The 16,740-nt window shown below is 68.0% G+C and carries 16 protein-coding genes, 1 tRNA gene and 1 pseudogene; 11 read left to right on the forward strand and 7 right to left on the reverse strand.

Annotated features, from left to right (window positions below; all coding sequences use genetic code 11):
* The first annotated feature begins 26 nt into the window (after positions 1–26).
* Genes A5713_RS20790 through A5713_RS20800 form a run of 3 tightly spaced genes read left to right on the forward strand, consistent with a single transcriptional unit; the run spans position 27 to position 2,893 of the window.
* Positions 27–716, forward strand: coding sequence for a hypothetical protein (locus A5713_RS20790; protein WP_231980572.1), 690 nt, complete (start codon positions 27–29; stop codon positions 714–716).
* Positions 717–727: 11 nt separating this feature from the next.
* Complete coding sequence (locus tag A5713_RS20795; protein WP_068098250.1) at positions 728–2,164, forward strand: class I adenylate-forming enzyme family protein; 1,437 nt, start codon at positions 728–730, stop codon at positions 2,162–2,164.
* A gap of 15 nt (positions 2,165–2,179) precedes the next feature.
* Entirely contained in the window at positions 2,180–2,893 is a 714-nt protein-coding gene (locus tag A5713_RS20800; RefSeq protein WP_068098251.1) for a hypothetical protein, read from the forward strand.
* On the opposite strand, the gene A5713_RS20805 is transcribed toward A5713_RS20800, so the two are convergent.
* Positions 2,879–3,856 carry a nitronate monooxygenase family protein gene (locus tag A5713_RS20805; protein WP_068098218.1) on the reverse strand — a complete coding sequence of 326 codons (978 nt, stop codon included), beginning with the start codon at positions 3,854–3,856 and terminating at the stop codon, positions 2,879–2,881. The genes A5713_RS20800 and A5713_RS20805 overlap by 15 nt on opposite strands.
* The gene (locus A5713_RS20810) at positions 3,853–4,245 is read right to left on the reverse strand and encodes a tautomerase family protein (protein ID WP_068098219.1); all 393 of its coding nucleotides are present in this window, start codon (positions 4,243–4,245) and stop codon (positions 3,853–3,855) included. Before A5713_RS20810 ends, A5713_RS20805 begins: the two co-directional genes overlap by 4 nt.
* A 93-nt stretch (positions 4,246–4,338) precedes the next feature.
* Between A5713_RS20810 and A5713_RS20815 the strand changes: the two genes are divergently transcribed.
* A complete protein-coding gene (locus tag A5713_RS20815) occupies positions 4,339–5,208 on the forward strand; it encodes a LysR family transcriptional regulator (protein ID WP_068098220.1) in 870 nt (289 codons plus the stop codon).
* A gap of 80 nt (positions 5,209–5,288) precedes the next feature.
* Here A5713_RS20815 and A5713_RS20820 read toward each other — a convergent pair whose 3' ends face one another.
* On the reverse strand, positions 5,289–5,888 hold the full coding sequence (locus A5713_RS20820; protein ID WP_067926593.1) for a TetR/AcrR family transcriptional regulator: 600 nt from the start codon (positions 5,886–5,888) through the stop codon (positions 5,289–5,291).
* Positions 5,889–5,995: 107 nt separating this feature from the next.
* On the opposite strand from A5713_RS20820, the gene A5713_RS20825 reads away from it, so the two are divergent.
* The gene (locus tag A5713_RS20825; RefSeq protein ID WP_068098221.1) at positions 5,996–7,558 is read left to right on the forward strand and encodes an NAD(P)/FAD-dependent oxidoreductase; all 1,563 of its coding nucleotides are present in this window, start codon (positions 5,996–5,998) and stop codon (positions 7,556–7,558) included.
* A 7-nt stretch (positions 7,559–7,565) separates the two neighbouring features.
* Here A5713_RS20825 and A5713_RS20830 read toward each other — a convergent pair whose 3' ends face one another.
* Positions 7,566–8,174, reverse strand: coding sequence for a YbhB/YbcL family Raf kinase inhibitor-like protein (locus A5713_RS20830; protein ID WP_068098222.1), 609 nt, complete (start codon positions 8,172–8,174; stop codon positions 7,566–7,568).
* A gap of 39 nt (positions 8,175–8,213) precedes the next feature.
* Positions 8,214–8,660, reverse strand: coding sequence for an SRPBCC family protein (locus A5713_RS20835; RefSeq protein WP_067926600.1), 447 nt, complete (start codon positions 8,658–8,660; stop codon positions 8,214–8,216).
* A 99-nt stretch (positions 8,661–8,759) separates the two neighbouring features.
* On the opposite strand from A5713_RS20835, the gene A5713_RS20840 reads away from it, so the two are divergent.
* The 4 genes from A5713_RS20840 (at position 8,760) to A5713_RS20855 (ending at position 14,126) form a co-directional block, all read left to right on the forward strand.
* A complete protein-coding gene (locus tag A5713_RS20840) occupies positions 8,760–9,479 on the forward strand; it encodes an MBL fold metallo-hydrolase (protein WP_068098223.1) in 720 nt (239 codons plus the stop codon).
* Positions 9,480–9,703: 224 nt separating this feature from the next.
* Positions 9,704–11,992, forward strand: coding sequence for an isocitrate lyase ICL2 (gene aceA, locus A5713_RS20845; RefSeq protein ID WP_068098224.1), 2,289 nt, complete (start codon positions 9,704–9,706; stop codon positions 11,990–11,992).
* A gap of 425 nt (positions 11,993–12,417) precedes the next feature.
* Positions 12,418–12,624: a hypothetical protein gene (locus A5713_RS20850; protein ID WP_067926608.1), complete on the forward strand. Its 207-nt coding sequence runs from the start codon at positions 12,418–12,420 to the stop codon at positions 12,622–12,624.
* A 338-nt stretch (positions 12,625–12,962) separates the two neighbouring features.
* The gene (locus A5713_RS20855) at positions 12,963–14,126 is read left to right on the forward strand and encodes an LLM class flavin-dependent oxidoreductase (RefSeq protein WP_068098225.1); all 1,164 of its coding nucleotides are present in this window, start codon (positions 12,963–12,965) and stop codon (positions 14,124–14,126) included.
* A 512-nt stretch (positions 14,127–14,638) separates the two neighbouring features.
* On the opposite strand, the gene A5713_RS20860 is transcribed toward A5713_RS20855, so the two are convergent.
* Positions 14,639–15,103: an SRPBCC family protein gene (locus A5713_RS20860; protein ID WP_068098226.1), complete on the reverse strand. Its 465-nt coding sequence runs from the start codon at positions 15,101–15,103 to the stop codon at positions 14,639–14,641.
* Between A5713_RS20860 and A5713_RS20865 the strand changes: the two are divergent.
* Together A5713_RS20865 and A5713_RS20870 are read left to right on the forward strand one after the other, a co-directional pair.
* Positions 15,101–15,274 (forward strand): annotated as a pseudogene (locus A5713_RS20865) (redoxin domain-containing protein); the annotation flags it as partial. The gene A5713_RS20860 and the pseudogene A5713_RS20865 overlap by 3 nt on opposite strands.
* 44 nt (positions 15,275–15,318) lie before the next feature.
* Positions 15,319–15,390, forward strand: a tRNA-Val gene (locus A5713_RS20870).
* 28 nt (positions 15,391–15,418) lie between these two features.
* Here A5713_RS20870 and A5713_RS20875 read toward each other — a convergent pair.
* The gene (locus tag A5713_RS20875) at positions 15,419–16,699 is read right to left on the reverse strand and encodes an NRAMP family divalent metal transporter (RefSeq protein WP_197516428.1); all 1,281 of its coding nucleotides are present in this window, start codon (positions 16,697–16,699) and stop codon (positions 15,419–15,421) included.
* Positions 16,700–16,740: the final 41 nt, after the last annotated feature.

Raw genomic sequence — 16,740 nt, forward strand, 5'->3', positions numbered from 1 at the left:
GGAGTTACCGTCTCGACGTGCTGTTCATGCACGAGGTGCACAAGGTACGCGGGCGCTGCGAGGACGACTTCGAGGCCGCGTTCCGGCAGGGCTGGATGCCCATGCTCGCCGCCGGTGACGATGCGCGGCTGCTCTGGTACGCCGACCACGCCCAGGGCAGCGGCCCGTCCTACACCGTCGTGACCGTCACCGCGGTCCGGGACGGCGCGGCGTGGGAGCGCCTGGCGCTGCGGGTGCAAAGGGGCGATCTGCAGGCGTGGATGCGCGAGCTGGACGAACTGCGCTACGACGTCGACGCCAAGCTGCTCGCGCCACTGCCGTGGTCGCCGTTGCAAGAGATGCGGCTGGAGGAGGTGCCGGTCGACGGGCGGGAGCACGAATTGAGCCTCTACATGGAAGACACCATGTGGCCCTTCCCGGACAGGTTCGACGAATACATCGAGCGCAGCGGCGACGTGTACGCCCAGAGCCTGGAGCGGCCGTCGTCAATGCTGTTGATCCAGGCGGCTTTTCAGCCCGCCCTGGGCAGTCACCTGCACCGCGAGGTCATCCTGATGCAACGCATTGAGCAGCCCGAGCAACTGCTCGCGCTGCTCCGCACCCGGATCCCCCACGAATTTCGCGCCCCGGGGACCTGGATGCACGACGCCCTCGAACTGCGGGACCAGTGGGCCAGTCGGCTGCTGCGCACCTCCGCGTGGTCACCCCTGCACTGAGCCTGGACCCCATGAATATCGGAACGATCCTCGAAGCCGCCGCGACGAACGATCCCGCTCGCGTTGCGCTCATCATCGACGGGCGCTCGATCGGTTACGGCGAGCTGGCGGACACCGTGCGCCGGTGCGCCGCCGGCCTGGCCGACCGCGGCGTGGTGGCCGGCCAGCGCATTGCGGTCGTCGATGGCGGAAGCGTGCTCTCGATCGCGGCCGTGCTGGGGGCGGCCCGCATCGGCGCCGCGGCCGCGCTGATGAACCCGGCGCTGACCCCGCCTGAACTCCGTGGGCTTTTGACGAATGCGGGCTGCGCCGAAGTGGCCGTCGCGGGGCAGCCGTACATCGGCCGGCTCCGAGAGGCCGGTGCGCCAACGGTATTGGGTGCCGAGCTGCTGCTGGAGGGCACCGATGCCGCGGCGCCTGATGAGATCGTCGACCGCGATGCCCTGATCCTGTTCACCAGCGGGACTACGGGACTGCCGAAGGCCGTCGGCATCACCGGCCGGCAGCTGACACGGCGGATCAAGGGGATGGCGGCGCCGTTTCGGGCCGACGCCAAACCCTCGGTGGGGATGATGTGCGTTCCGTTCTTTCACGTCGGGGGCGCGCTGGGCACGCTCGGCAGCCTCTACTCGGGCAACACCTCGGTGGTACAGCCGCGCTTTGACGCCGGCGAGTGGCTGCGCCTGGTGTCCCAACATCGGGTGACCACCACATTCCTCGTTCCGACGATGCTGCGACGCATCCTCGACCATCCGCACTTCGCCGACGCCGACCTGTCGTCGTTGGTCGCCATCGCCTACGGCGCCGCCGCCGCACCCGTCGCTTTGGTGCGCCGGGCGATGGCCGCCCTGCCGCATGTGGCTTTTGCCAACGTGTTCGGGCAGACCGAGACCCTCGGCGCCTACACGACGCTGATGCCCGCCGATCACCGCGATCCCGCACGGGCGGGATCCGTCGGCCGGCCGCTGCCCGGGGTCGACGTGCGCCTGGTGGACCCCGAAACGGGAGAGGACGTGAAGCCCGGGACGGTGGGCGAGTTGTGGGTGAACACCACCCAGAACGTCACCGACGGCTGGCTGCGCACCGGTGACCTGGCCCGCCAGGACGCCGACGGCTACCTCTTCCCGTGCGGACGGCTCAGCGACACCATCAATCGCGGGGGCGAGAAGTTCGGGCCGACCGAAGTCGAGGAAGCGCTGCGTTCCCACCCGGCGGTACGTGACGTCGCGGTCGCCGGAATCGCCGACGACGAGCTCGGCCAGCGGGTGGGAGCTGCGGTGGTGGCTTGCGCCCCAGTGACTCTGGAAGATCTGCGATCGCACTGCCGCGAGTCGCTCGCCTACTTCAAGCTGCCCGAGCGGCTGGCGCTCGTCGACGACATCCCCTATAGCTCGACCGGCAAGGTCAGCCGCCGCCAGCTCGCCACGCTGATCGCCATTCAGGGCTGAAACCAAGGAGTGTCGATGCTGTTCCTCCACGAGACCCACCAGGTGGTCGGCGCACGGCAGGACGAATTCGAGGCGGCCTACCGCGAGGGCTGGATGCCCACGCTCGCCGCCGGCGATGAAGCGCGGCTGCTCTGGTACACCAACCACGCCCACGGGTCTGGGCCGTCCTACAACGTGGTCACCATCACCGGCATCGCCGACGGCGCGGCCTGGGAAAGGCTCGCGCGCCGGACTCGAAGCGGAGACCTGCGCCCATGGATGCGCAAACTGGACAACCTTCGCCACGAAGTGACGGGCAAGCTGCTGCTGCCGGTCAACTGGTCACCGTTGCAGTCGGTCGATCTGGCCGGCGTGCCCACGACGGGCCAGACGCACCCGCTGACGATGTTCATGGAAGACACCGGTTGGCCGTCCGCGCCGCTCGACGACTACATCCGGTCGTGGGACGAAATCTACTATCGGCCGCTGTCCCAGGCGCCGGCCAGGATGCGCATCCTCGACATCCAGGCGTGTTTCCAGGTGGCACATGGGAGCCACCGGCGCCGGGAGGCCATGCTGTGGCAGAAGATCGACGACTCCAACAACTACGCGGCGCTCGTCCACCTGCTGACCAAGGAGATCCCGCCGGAGCACCGGGGGCCCGGCAGCTACATGTTCGACGCCCTGCAGTACCGCGACCAGTGGCAGAGCCGGCTGCTGCGGACGTCGGACTGGTCACCGCTGTACTGAGGCCGTTCGGTTGAGGATCCGGGCGGCCTGCTCGACCATGTCGGCCAGGATGTCGGCGGCGGGCCGGACGTGGCGAATAAGCCCCACCCCCTCGCCCACGAGTATGGCCGCGGTGTCGAAGTCCTCTGCCGCAACGGCATTTTCGTACTCGGCCACCGCGTCGGGCAGCGACGCCGCCAACCGGTCCTCGTTGCCGTGCCACCTGTCGAGGAAGGCGTTGCCCAGCGCCCGCGCGTTGTAGTCTTCCGGCCAATCCAGCCGCCGCACAAGGTCATAGGCGCGCGTGCGAAAGGTGTCGTCACCGCTTGCCGTCAGCGCCCGCTCGTGCGCCCTCGGCGACACCAACGCCTCCGGCGACGCCCAGAACCTGGTGCCCACGAGCGCGCCGTCGGCGCCGAGCGCCAGCGCGGCGGCCAGGCCGCGCCCGTCGCTGACCCCGCCCGCGGCCAGCACCGGCGTGCCCGGTGCGCGTTCGACGACCAGGTCGACGACGTCGGGCACCAGCGTGAAGGTGGACCGAAGGGTCATGCCGTGCCCGCCCGCCTCGCCGCCCTGAGCCACGACGACGTCCGCGCCGGCATCCAGGGCCCGGCGCGCGTGGTCGAGCGTCTGCGCCTGCGCGATCAGCGGGACGCCCGCGGCGCGAACGCGATCGGCGAACGGCTGCAGCTCACCGAAGGACAGCATGATCGCGGCGGGCCGCCGCTCCAGGGCCTCGTCGAGCAGCCCGGGCTGGCGGGTCAGGCTCCAGGTGATGAACCCGCATCCGACATTTGCCCCCTCGGCTCGGGCGAATTCGCGCCGCAGCCATTGCGTGTCGCCGTAGCCGCCGCCGATGAGGCCCAGGCCGCCGGCCGCCGTCACCGCGGCCGCCAGCCGCCCCCCGGAGATCATCGCCATCGGGGCGAGCACGACGGGGTGTTCGATGCCGAAGAGCCTGGTGACTCGTGTGTCGAGGCTCATCGCAGCTCCCCGGTGAGAAACTGCGCCCGGCCGTGGCCGAAAGACCAATCCTCGTCGCCGTTTTCGGTGACCGAGACGATCAGGTCGGACCCGTCGAGCCCGCACCGCTCCGCCAGGTTGCCGGCCAGCAGCTCGTAGAACTTCTCCTTCATCGCCCGCGTGCGCCGCCGACTCACCACCTGCACGATCACCTGCTGCGCCGAGCGGGTGATGCCGAGCCCGGTATCCAAAGCGACGATTTCGTGGGCCGGATGGGTCCGCACCACCTGGTAGCGGTCCCGCGGGGGCACGCCGAACGCTTCGACGACGGCGTCGTGAACGGCGTCGAGCAGCGCCCGGACCTCCGACGGCGTGCGGCCCTCGATGAGGTCGATGTACAGCAGCGGCATTTCGTCTCCTCCGATTGATGTTCTGGCAATGACGGTAGGTTCGCAGCGAGCGCCTGTGAAATGCCCGCTGTCATCGATCTATGCTTGTCAGGCATGGGCGTCACGGAGAGCGGCAGGGTCGAGTTGCGCCACCTGCGCGCCTTCGAGGCGGTCGCGCGGCTCAGTTCGTTCACCCGGGCCGCCGACGAACTCCGCATCACCCAACCGGCGCTCAGCCGTACCATCCGCCAGCTGGAAGACGCACTCGGCGTCACGCTGGTGGACCGCACGTCGCGGCACGTCGAGACCACTCAGGCCGGGCGGGCGTTCCTCGACCACGTCGAGCGGCTCCTCGCGGAGCTGGAGCGTGCCTTCGGCGCCGTACGCCGGCAGGCGAGCATCGGCCTCGGCTTCAGCTGGTTGCTACCCGACCCGTGGGCGCAGGACACCGTGGCCCGTTTCGAGCGGGCCACCGGGACGACGGTACGGCTGGTCCGTACCGACGATGCGCTCAGCGCCGTGCAACAGGGCCGGGTCGACGTCGCCGTTGTCCGCGGGCAGGTGACGTCAACGGCCGTCCGGGTCATGCACCTGTTCGACGAGACCCGGGTGGCCGTGTGTTCGGTCCACTCGCCGTTGGCCGGCAGAAGCGAGTTGGACTGGGCTGAGGTGCCGCAGTGGCCGCTGGTCGTCAACACCACCAGCGGGACCACCGGGCCGTGGTCGTGGCCGGCGGACGAAGGGCCGAAAGCCATTGTGGAGACAGCCAACTTCGACGAATGGCTGGAATCCGTCGCCGCGGACCGCGGCATCGGCGTGATCCCCGACGTCGCCGTTCGCCGCAACATCCACCCCGGCGTCCGATTCGTCGCGCTGCGGGGTGCACCCCAGAGCCCGGTCTCGCTGGCGTTTCTGCCGCGCGCCCGCAACGCCGTGCTGCGCCGCTTCGTCGAGGCCGCCGTCGAGAGCGCGCGGAACGTTTGAGTGTGCGCTGACGGCTTCGAGTGTGCGCACACGGCGCCGTTGCTCGGCGTGTCGCCACCGTGGGCGCACACTCAACGGGATCAGGCGAGCAGCGCAAAACCCGAGCGCAGCAGCGCCAGGCTGGACGCCACCAGTTCGCCGAGATCGCCGGTGCATCCGTTGCGGCCCCAATTCTCCACCGCCACAACGAGAGCCGCCGCCAGGGCCGAGCCGGCGACCTCGGCGAGCAGGTCGATATCCGCCACGTCCGGGTTGCGCCGCTTGACGAAGGCGGTCAGCACCTGCGCGAACGACGCTTGCACGACACGCAGATGGCTCTCGATCCGCTCGGCGCTGATCAACTCCGCGCGGGCCGTCGCGGCCTGGCGAACCACCTCGAGATCGTGCGGGAAGGCCGCGACGCTCGCGAGCACGGCGTCGAAGAGCGACTCCGAGGCGGGCCGCCCCGCGAGCGCCTCGGCCAGCCATTCCAGCTGCGTCTCATAGTCCTGGAAGAGCACCGCCTCCTTGGTGGGGAAGTGGCGGAAGAACGTCCGTTCGGTGACGCCGGCCTCGCGGGCCAGCTCGGTCACGGTGACGTTGGCGAATCCCTTGCGCGCAAAGCTGTTCAATGCCGCGTGGCGCAGTGCCTCGTGCGTCGATCGTCGGCGTAGCTCGTGGCGGTTCGTCGGCGCGCTCATCCCACCGGGATGGTATCCGAGCCGATCGGAGCGCGTCAGGACTGACATCTTCCAATTATGTCAGTACTGACATATTCTTGTCACGCGCCGACCCCTGGGAGGAAGCCATGGCGGACTATGACGCGATCGTCGTGGGAGCGGGCCACAACGGCTTGACCGCGGCGACGGTGTTGCAGCGCGCGGGCCTGCGGACGCTGTGCCTGGAAGCCAACACCTACGCGGGCGGCATGGCGGCGACCGTCGAGCTGATCGACGGCTTCCGTTACGAGATCGCCGGTTCCGTGCAGTTCCCGACGGCGAGCCAGGTCACCAAGGACCTCGGGCTGGACACGTTGCCCAGGGTGGAGCCGGACGTGATGTCGACCAACATCGGCGACCGCGGTGAGGAACCGATGGTCTTCTACCGCGACCCGATGCAGCTGATGACTCACCTGAGCGAGAAGCACGGCGTCGAGGCCGTCACCGGCATGGCCGAACTGATCGGGTGGAGCCAGGGTCCCGCCAAGGCGCTGGGGCGCTTCGACGTTCGCACACCACCGAAGACCCTCGACGAGATGTACGCGTGCGCGGCCAACGACGCCGAACGGCGGGCCATCCACGAGATGCTGTTCGGGTCGGCGATGGACGTCATCGACCGATACCTGCCGGACAAGGACAAGCACGCGGTCATGCGGGGAATGCTCGCGTTCCTCGCGATCAACTCCACCTACCGCGGCCCCTACACACCGGGAAGCGCCACCTGCCTGGCCTTCGCCCTGGCGGTGCCGGACGACTCCACGGCGATGATGACCAAACTCAAGGGCGGCATCGGCGCCCTCACCGAACACCTGCGGGAGCTCTTCGTCTCCCACGGTGGTGAGATCCGCTTCCGCACCAAGGTGGAGCAGATCCTCGTCGAGCGCGGCGCGGTGACGGGGGTGCGGTTGCGCGACGGGTCGACGATCACCGCGCCGATCGTGGTATCCAACCTCGCGCCGGACGTCACGCTCACCGACCTCGTTGCGCGCGAGCATGTTCCGGCGGAGCTGATCTCGCGGCTGTCCGGCCGTGACCACCGGGCCTCCTTCGTGCAGATCCACTTCGCCCTTGACGGACTGCCCGAATTCGCCGCCCCCTACGAGTTCTTGAACGAAGAGGGCATGCAGCAGTCGGTCGGAATCTTCGGCGCTCCGGAGGAGCAGCAGCTGCACTGGGAGAACTGCCGGCGGGGCATCGTGCCGGACAACCCGTCGATGGGAATGCAGATACCGTCGGTGCATGATCCGGGCATGGCGCCGCCCGGCAAGCACGCCGCCAGCGCCTACGCGTACGCGTTCCCGGTCGAAGTCGACCGACAGGACCATGGGCGACTCAAAAACGAGATGGCACAGCGTGTTATCGACAAGATCACCAGGCTGGCGCCCAACTTCAGGGACATCGTGATCCGCCACATCACGTTCGCCCCCTACCACATGAACACGATGTTCGGCGCGCCCGCCGGTGACTTCTGCCACGGCCTGCTGCATCCGGACTTGATGGGCCCGAACAGGCCGGGCCCCAAGGGATTCCTCGACTTGCCGATCCCGATCGACGGCCTCTACCTCGGCGGTGCGGGATGCCACGGCGGGCCGGGCATCACCTTCACGCCCGGCTACAACGCCGGCTTTCAAGCGCTCGACGACATGGCCTGAAGCGCGGTCAGCCGCCGAAGGTTCCGGTGAGCTGCGCCTGCGCGGTCGCGGCGCCGGCGATCGTGTTCTCCGCCTGGACGCCGGCCAGGCCGTCGGGCAACCGGTAGTCGTTGGGAAGCTGGTAGAGCGTGAACCGGTAGTGGTGGGTGCCGGTTCCCGCGGGCGGACACGGACCTTGGTAGGCGCGCTGTCCGGAGGTGTTCGGCAGGGTGGTCGCCCCGGCGGGCGTCTGACCGTCGGCGGTGCTGCCGCTGCCCGGAGCGATTCCGGTGACGACCCAGTGCACGTACAGCCCGTTGACGGCGTCGGGGTCGTCGACCACGAGCGCCGCGCCCAGCGGGGCCGACCATGTCAATGGCGGCGCCATGTTGGCGCCCTTGCAGGTGTACTGCACGGGGATCGCCGCGCCGTCGGCGAACGCCGGGCTGGCGATGCTCAACGGTCCGCCGGCGGGCGCGGCCGGGACGCTGCGCCCGAGGGTCGTCACCTTCGGCGTCGACGGCGCCGTCATCCGGGTGTCGCCGTGCCCGCCGCAGCCGGCCATGCCCAGCACCGGCGCCAGCGCCGCCATGGCGAATGCGATCCGCCGAGGGCTGCCTGCCGTCATGGTTTTCATAGGGAAAGTGTCGCCGACCTGGGCGCCGTAGAAAAGGTGCTAGCTTCCGGCCTTCTTCACCTCCAGGACCCGCTTGCGCAGGCCCTTGGTGGCGGTGTCCATCAGGCTTTTGGTGCCCCGCTTGAGCAGGAACCCCGGAACCGGCATCAGTAGGTCGACGGTGAGGTCGAAACGGACGCGGGTGGAATCCCCGTCGGGGGTCAGCGTGTACCGGCCCTCCTGCGCGCGCTGCTGTTTGGCGCTGTCCAGCGTCCAGCTGACACCGTCGTCGTGAACCACGTAGGACAACACCTGCTCCTCGGTGAAGCCCACCAGTTTGACCACTTGCCGGGACCTGAGCGGATGACCCTCGTCGTCGCGCTCGAGGATGTCGACGGTTTGATGCACCGAGGACCAGTCGGGCAACGACTCCAGGTCGAACAAGACGTCCATGACCTGATCGGGGGTGGCCTCGATGACGACTTCTCGGGATTCGGTGACAGCCATGGGTGCAACATAGCCAGAGCAACGACGCCAGAAACCCACTTTCCCGCGATAGTCGTGTGCCATAGTCGTGCCACCGATCCGGCGCTACCGTCGGAAGCCGTGCAGTTGACCTGGGAACGGCTGAGCGAGGGAGTGCACCGCACCCGGCTGCCGTTCTGCGATGTCACGGTCGGGCTGGCGTGGGGGAGCACCGGGGTGCTCCTCGTCGATACCGGCTCCACCCTCACCGAGGCGGCGGCGATCGACGCCGACGTACGGCGGCTCGCTGGACGCCCAGTCACTCATATTGTGTTGACACACAAGCATTTCGACCATGTCCTGGGCTCGTCGGTGTTCGCCGGGGCGGAGCTCTACTGCGCGCCCGGAGTCGTCGGCGCGCTGTCCTCGGCGACGGGCGCGCTCCGCGACGACGCGCTGCGCCACGGCGCCGAACCCCGCGCGATCGACCGCGCGATTGCGGCCCTGCGTCGCCCCGACCGGGGGCTGTACAACGCGGTCATCGACCTCGGCGACCGCACCGTCGAGGTTGCGTACCCCGGCCGCGGCCACACCACGTCCGATCTGGTGGTGGTGGTGCCCGGGACGAACCCGGACCACCCGATCGTCGTCTTCACCGGTGATCTGATCGAAGAGTCCGGAGATCCGGCCATCGACGCGGACTCCGACCTCGCCGCGTGGCCGGCATCCCTCGATCGGGTGCTTGCACTCGGCGGATCGGAAGCCCGCTACGTCCCGGGCCACGGACATGTCGTCGACGCGGAGTTCGTGCGTCGCCAGCGCGACTGGCTCAGCCGACGCGCGGCCGGCGGGCCGAAATGACGAAAGAGACTGCGCTGCAAGACGTTGCGACCTCGAGCGGTCGCCCCGGTGCGCGACCCGCCCCGATCGGCGGCCACTCCCCGGCCGGGGGAGGCGCTCGATGGCTGTCGGAATACGGCACGACAACAGTTTTGGCTCGGGTCTTTTGACCCCTGATTGAACGGCCTGTTCCGGGGATAGACTCTCGTTTTCAGGGGAATCTCGCCGAAGAGGAGCTCACGGCCATGGCCATCATTGACTCGGACACCGAGGTCCGGACATCGTTCGCAGACGACATCGCCGCCACCCAGCGGTACATGGACGGCCCGCGCTTCGCCGGCATCACCCGCCTCTACAACGCCCGCCAGGTAGTCGAGCAACGCGGCACCATCCCCACCGACTATCCGGTGGCGCGCAACGCGGCGGCGGCCTTCTACGACCGGCTGCGCGAACTGTTCGCCGCCAAGAAGAGCATCACGACCTTCGGCCCCTACTCGCCCGGCCAGGCGGTGGCCATGAAGCGGATGGGCATCGAGGGCATCTACCTCGGCGGCTGGGCGACCTCGGCCAAGGGTTCCACCACCGAAGACCCCGGCCCCGACCTCGCCAGCTACCCCCTGAGCCAGGTGCCCGACGACGCCGCGGTGCTGGTGCGCGCCCTGCTCACCGCCGACCGCAATCAGCAGTACCTGCGCCTGAACATGAGTGAGCAGCAGCGAGCCACCACACCCGCGTACGACTATCGCCCGTTCATCATCGCCGACGCGGACACCGGCCACGGCGGTGATCCGCACGTGCGCAACCTGATCCGCCGTTTCGTCGAGGTCGGTGTGGCGGGCTACCACATCGAGGACCAGCGGCCGGGCACCAAGAAGTGTGGTCATCAGGGCGGCAAGGTGCTGGTGCCGTCCGACGAACAGATCAAGCGGCTCAACGCGGCTCGCTTCCAGCTGGACATCATGCGCGTGCCGGGGATCATCGTCGCGCGCACCGACGCCGAGGCGGCCAACCTGATCGACAGCCGTGCCGACGAGCGCGACCAGCCGTTCCTGCTCGGCGCCACCAACCTCAACATCCCTTCGTACAAGGCGTGTTTCCTGGCGATGGTCCGGCGGTTCTATGAGCTGGGCGTCAAGGAGCTCAACGGCCACCTCCTCTACGCGCTGGCCGATTCCGAGTACGCCGCCGCCACGGCCTGGCTCGAGCGCCAGGGCATCCAGGGCCTGATCTCCGACGCGGTGAATGCGCGGCGGGAGGACGGCCACGACTCGATCGACGACCTGTTCGACCAGGTCGAGTCGCGGTTCGTGGCCGCCTGGGAGGACGACGCCGGGCTGATGACCTACGGCGAGGCCGTTGCCGAGGTGCTCGCATTCGGCGAGAGGGAGGACGAGCCCGTCGGCATGAGCCCCGAGCAGTGGCGCCAGTTCTCCGAGTCCGCGTCGCTGTACGCGGCCCGGGAGAAGGCGAAGGAGCTTGGGGCGGACCCGCCGTGGGACTGCGAGCTGGCGAAGACGCCGGAGGGCTACTACCAGATTCGCGGCGGAATCCCGTATGCGATCGCCAAGTCGCTGGCGGCCGCTCCGTTCGCCGACATCCTGTGGATGGAGACCAAGACCGCCGACCTGGCCGACGCCCGGCAGTTCGCCGAGGCGATCCACGCCAAGTTCCCCGACCAGATGCTGGCCTACAACCTCTCGCCGTCGTTCAACTGGGACACCACCGGCATGAGCGACGAGGAGATGAAGCGCTTCCCCGAGGAGCTCGGCAAGATGGGCTTCGTCTTCAACTTCATCACCTACGGTGGCCACCAGATCGACGGCGTGGCGGCCGAGGAGTTCGCCACCTCCCTCAAGCAGGACGGCATGCTGGCGCTGGCCCGGCTGCAGCGCAAGATGCGCCTGGTCGAGTCGCCGTACCGCACGCCGCAGACGCTGGTCGGCGGCCCGCGCAGCGATGCGGCGCTGCAGGCGTCCTCCGGGCGGACGGCGACCACGAAAGCGATGGGCAAGGGCTCGACCCAGCATCAGCATCTGGTGCAGACCGAGGTGCCCAAGAAGCTGCTCGAGGAATGGCTGACGCTGTGGAGCGAGCACTACCACCTGGGCGAGAAGCTGCGGGTGCAGTTGCGGCCCCGGCGCGCCGGCTCGGACGTGTTGGTGCTGGGCATTTATGGCAATGGGGACGAGCAGCTCGCCAACGTCGTCTTCGACCCCATCAAGGATCGGCACGGCCGCAGCATCCTGACCGTCCGCGATCAGAACACCTTCGCGGAGAAGTTGCGCCAGAAGCGGCTGATGACGCTGATCCACCTGTGGCTCGTGCACCGCTTCAAGGCCGACGCGGTGTACTACGTGACTCCGACGGAGGACAACCTGTACCAGACCTCGAAGATGAAGTCCCACGGCATCTTCAGCGAGGTGAACCAGGAGGTCGGCGAGATCATCGTTGCGGAGGTGAACCGGCCGCGCATCGAGGAGTTGCTGAAGCCCGACCGCGTCGCCCTGCGAAAGCTCATCACCAAGGAGGATTAGCCGGCGGATCCGTGCTCGCCGCTGCCGAAGGCGTTGGACGGCAACACGATCCGGGTTTCGGGCCCAGCACGGCGCCCGGGGTGGTTATCCAATTTACGAATAAGAAAATTTCTTATTGCCACGTTTGTAAATTCCCGCATGACAACAGTTGTCAGCGGATACGATTTGGCTCGCCGATGGTCCATTAGCCCGAGATGGGCCATCGGCCCCAACTCCTTCAGCCGCAAGGGCTTTCCGCTCGCGCCACCACCCGCACCCAGCACCGCCCCGGCCCTACATCAAGGGCCGTCACCGGGCGTGCCTTGCTGCGGTATTCACTCGACGCCCTACGCACAATGTGTCTTGTAGCAACAGTTGCACACGTGTATTATTGCCTTCATGGAAGCGCGCCACGCACGACGCGCTGCACCGGGAAGGAGCGGTTGATGAAGGCGCAGATCAAGACGGCGGTTGCAGTGTTCGGCGGGATGTCCGCGATCGCCCTGGCGGTGGGATTCGGCGGGGTCGGCGTTGACCCGGCGGGCGGCGCGTCGGCACCGGCGGCGCACACGCCGTCCAGCACGGCGGCGGCGACGACCGGCGGCACCCACGTGGCCACCCTGGCCAGCTGCGTGTCCGGCCTCGACTGCTAGGCCCGCCGCGGTTCCGGTGGCCCATCCGCGTGATGGGCCACCGGCGTTTTCGGGGGGAAGTCACGGCGTCGAATCCCGTTTGCCGCCGCGCAACCCGGGGTAAGGAGAAGTGGACCCACTTGCACGCCGGTGCGGGTGGGGTTTGCGACTCCGTCCGTCGGCTGAACCGGCCGTACTGCGCCGAGACCAAGGCTTGCTCCCTAGTCGGCGGGGCTGGGATCACCCGGCCCCGCCGGCTGAAAACTCCCGACTTCGCCGAACGTCGCGCCGCCAACGCCCTAGGCCGGGCACCGCATTCGGGTTATGGTTCTGCCCAACTCGGATGCAAGGGGACTTCAATGGCGAAGCTCAGGTTTGGATACTTCATCGCCCCGTTCCATCGAGCGGGCACCAACCCGACGCTCGCCTTGCAGCGTGACCTCGAGTTCATCGAGCACCTCGACGCACTCGGCTTCGACGAAGTCTGGTTGGGCGAACACCACTCGGCGGGCAGCGAGATCATCAGCTCGCCGGAGATCTTCATCGCCGCCGCGGCCGAACGCGCCAAGCGGATTCGCTTTGGCACCGGGGTCATTTCGCTCTCGTACCACAACCCGCTCTGGGCCGCCGATCGGCTGATGCTGCTGGATCACCTCACCCATGGCCGGATCATCGGCGGCGTGGGTCCGGGTTCACTGCCCAGCGACTCGTCGATGATCGGCCTCACCCCCACGGACACCCGCGAGCTGCTCGAAACGAACCTCGACATCGTCGTCCGGCTGCTGGCGGGGGAGACGGTCAGCGCCAAGACGGCCACGCACCAGTTGTTCGACGCCCAGCTGCAACTCGCCCCGTACTCGGACGGCGGAATCCCGCTGTCGGTCGCCGCGGTCGCGTCGCCAACCGGTGCACGGCTGGCGGGCAAGCACGGCATCGGCCTGCTGTCCATCGGGGCGACGCTGACCGTCGAGGGTTTCAACGCGCTCTCCTATCACTGGGGCATCGTCGAGGAGCGCGCGGCGGCCTTCGGCACCCAGGTCGACCGCAAGAACTGGAGCCTGGTCGGCCTGTTCCACCTCGCCGAGACCGAGAAGCAGGCCCGGGAAGAGGTCAAGTTCGGCATCGAGCCATGGTTCCGCTACTTCCAGAAAGTGGCCGCCTTCCCGCAGATGACGATGCCGGGCGAGCAGCTCGACGAGATGATCGACGTCATCAACGACAACGGGGCGGGCGTCATCGGTACGCCCGAGCGGGCGCGCGAGCAGGTGCAGCGCCTGTGGGATCAATCCGGCGGGTTCGGCTGCATGCTGCAGATGGGCCACGAGTGGGCCAACCCGGCCGCCACGCGACGATCGGCCGAGTTGTTCGCCGCCGAAGTCATGCCGCATTTTCAGGGCCAGGCGCAACCGACGCTGGATGCCGCCGCGCGAGCCGGACAGGCCCGCGACAGCCTGGCGCAATCGCAGCTGGACGCCGTCGCGCACATGACGCAGAAGTATGAAAGCGAAAAGCGTACGACGTGACCATCCGTGGGTAACGCCCGTCGACCGGTGCGAAAGACAATCGCCCAAGCGAGACGTTAACCGGCGCCATCGTGTGCCGCGCCCGCACCGGCTGTGGAAACCAACGGCCACCCCGCCCCGGCGGTGGGATCGATGCGGTGGCTGCACGCCGGCCGGCCACGGGGTACGGCGGAATTTGAGGTCGAAAGACCCTGACGATCCGACTCCGACGAGCGGAACGTTAATGCCCTCGGGCATTAAGTTCAGCACGAGGATGACGGAGTTGAGTCATGTCGCAAGTCACCAGAATCATCGTTGCCCTGATGATCACCTGCAGTGCGTTAACCACGTCGGGGTGCACCTGCACCCAGTCCCCGGGAGGTCTGGTTTGCAGCTGGTGAGAGGTTGGCGACCTCACGCTTGAGTGAGAAGCGCCGCGAGAAAGCAGTTCGCAGCGGGCTGCTGATCGTTACGCGCTCAAATACGCAACGAGCGCGAGCAAGCCACGCACACAAAGCAATTCGCCGCTGCCCTTATCGCGCGCTGCCAGATTCACGTTCGGCCGCTTTCACCAGCTGGCTGGCGAAGTATCGGACCGCACCGGCCATGGCGGCACGCACCACCGGACCCGTCCCGCGCACACCCTCGGTGAACGAACCGGTCCAGCGGATGTCGGTTCCACCGGCCGGGTTCGGCGTGAACACCACCTCACCCGAATAGTCCTTGGCCGGGGTCGGGGGGCCGATGAGCTTGTAGGCATGCCGGCGATCCTGCTCGTACTCGACGGTCTCCTCCTGCACCAGTACCGGCCACAGTCCCACCTTGCGGATGGCCCCGATCCCGCCGGGCGCGGGATCGCCCTGCCGCGCCCAGCTCGACTGCACGACGATGGGCTTGGCCCACTTCGACCAGTTGGCGCCGTCGGTCACGAGCCGGAACAACGTCGCGGCGGGCGCGGTGCTGGTGCGGTTGACCTCGAATGAAAACGTCCTGCCCACGGCGAGGTCAGCCAGGCCTATGGCGTGTTCAACGACGAGGCCGGGTACCCCAACCGCGGCACCTTCGTGATCGACCGCACCGGCATCATCCGGTTCGCCGAGTGCAAACAGCCCGGCGAATCCCGCAACCAGGGGCTGTGGACCGACGCGCTGGCGGCTTTGCGGGACTGAGTTTTGGGTGCTCGGGCTTGGGGCGTGTAGCCTCCCCGGGGCACGGGCGCGTAGCTCAGTGGTAGAGCTCTGGTTTTACACACCAGCGGTCGGCGGTTCGATACCGTCCGCGCCCACTCATCGGACTCGTCGGCTCCTCACTGTTCACCGGCCGACGATCAGCGACGCGATCAGGGCCAGGGCGCACACGCCCATGATCGCGACGATGGCCCATCCCATGACGTTGGCAAACCGGTTGTTGGTGTGCCGGCCCATGATCGCCCGGTTGTTGCCGACCAGCGTGATCATCGCCATCAAGGGCGGGGCGAGCACGCCGTTGACCGCGGCGGCGTAGTAGAGCATCCGGAACGGGGGAATCCCGATGAAATTCAGTCCGACACCGAAGAGCGTCGCCAGGGCGATCACCACGTAGAAGGCGCGCGCCTCGCGGAATGTGTAGCCCAGCCCGGCTTTCCAGCCCAGCGCCTCCGAGAGCGCGTAGGAGGCGGAGCCGCTCAGCGTCGGCACGGCCAGGAAGCCGACGCCGATGATCCCGATCGCGAACAGCAGATAGGTCAGGTCGCCGGCCAGCGGCCGCAGCGCCAGCGCCGCCTGGTCGGGGGTGTCGACGGCTACCACGCCTGCCGGGTGCAGCACGGACGCGCACGTCAAGATGATGAAGAACTGCACGATGTTGGAGAAGCCCATCCCGACGGCGGTGTCGGCGCGCATGTCGCGGATGTCGCTTTGGAGCACGACCGGCACGCCCTTGCCGTAGAACTGCATCCGGCCGCGGGCGAAGTCCTCCTCGGCCTCCTGGTCGGCCTCCCAGAAAAAGCAGTAGGGCGTGATGGTGGTTCCGAGCACCGCCACGATGTTCAGCGCGTAGTCGCGCGACCATTCGATGTGCGGGGTGAACGCGCTGACCGCCACCGTCGGCCACCACGGATGCTGGACGACGAACGCTGCCACGACGTAGGCCAACAGGCTCAGGCACACGTACTTCAGGAACCGCGCGTATGCCGGGTAGGGCACCGTGATCTGCAGGACGAGCGAAATCGCGACGATCACCGCCAACCACGCCAACATCGGGGCGTGGATCAGCAGCTGGCCGGTGGCCGCCATTGCGCCGAGGTCGGCCCCGACATTGACGGTGTTGGCGATCAACAGCAGCGACACGGCCACGTAGAGCACGCGGCGTGAATAGTGTTCGCGCAGCACCGCCGCCAGGCCGCTGCCGGTGACCATGCCGATTCGTCCGCAGATCTCTTGGATCGCACCCATGAACGGGTAGGTCCAGGCGGCCACCCACAGCTGGGTATAACCGAACTGGGCGCCGGTTTGGCTGTAGGTCTGGATGCCCGACGGGTCGTCGTCGGACGATCCGGTGACGAACCCGGGTCCCAGAATGTGCCACGCGGCCACGGCGCGGGCACGAAGGGACACGCCCGAATGATGGCACATGGCTCGGCTGATGACGGGGTTCT

The sequence above is a fragment of the Mycobacterium sp. E2497 genome, from assembly GCF_001668695.1.
Lineage (GTDB): Bacteria > Actinomycetota > Actinomycetes > Mycobacteriales > Mycobacteriaceae > Mycobacterium.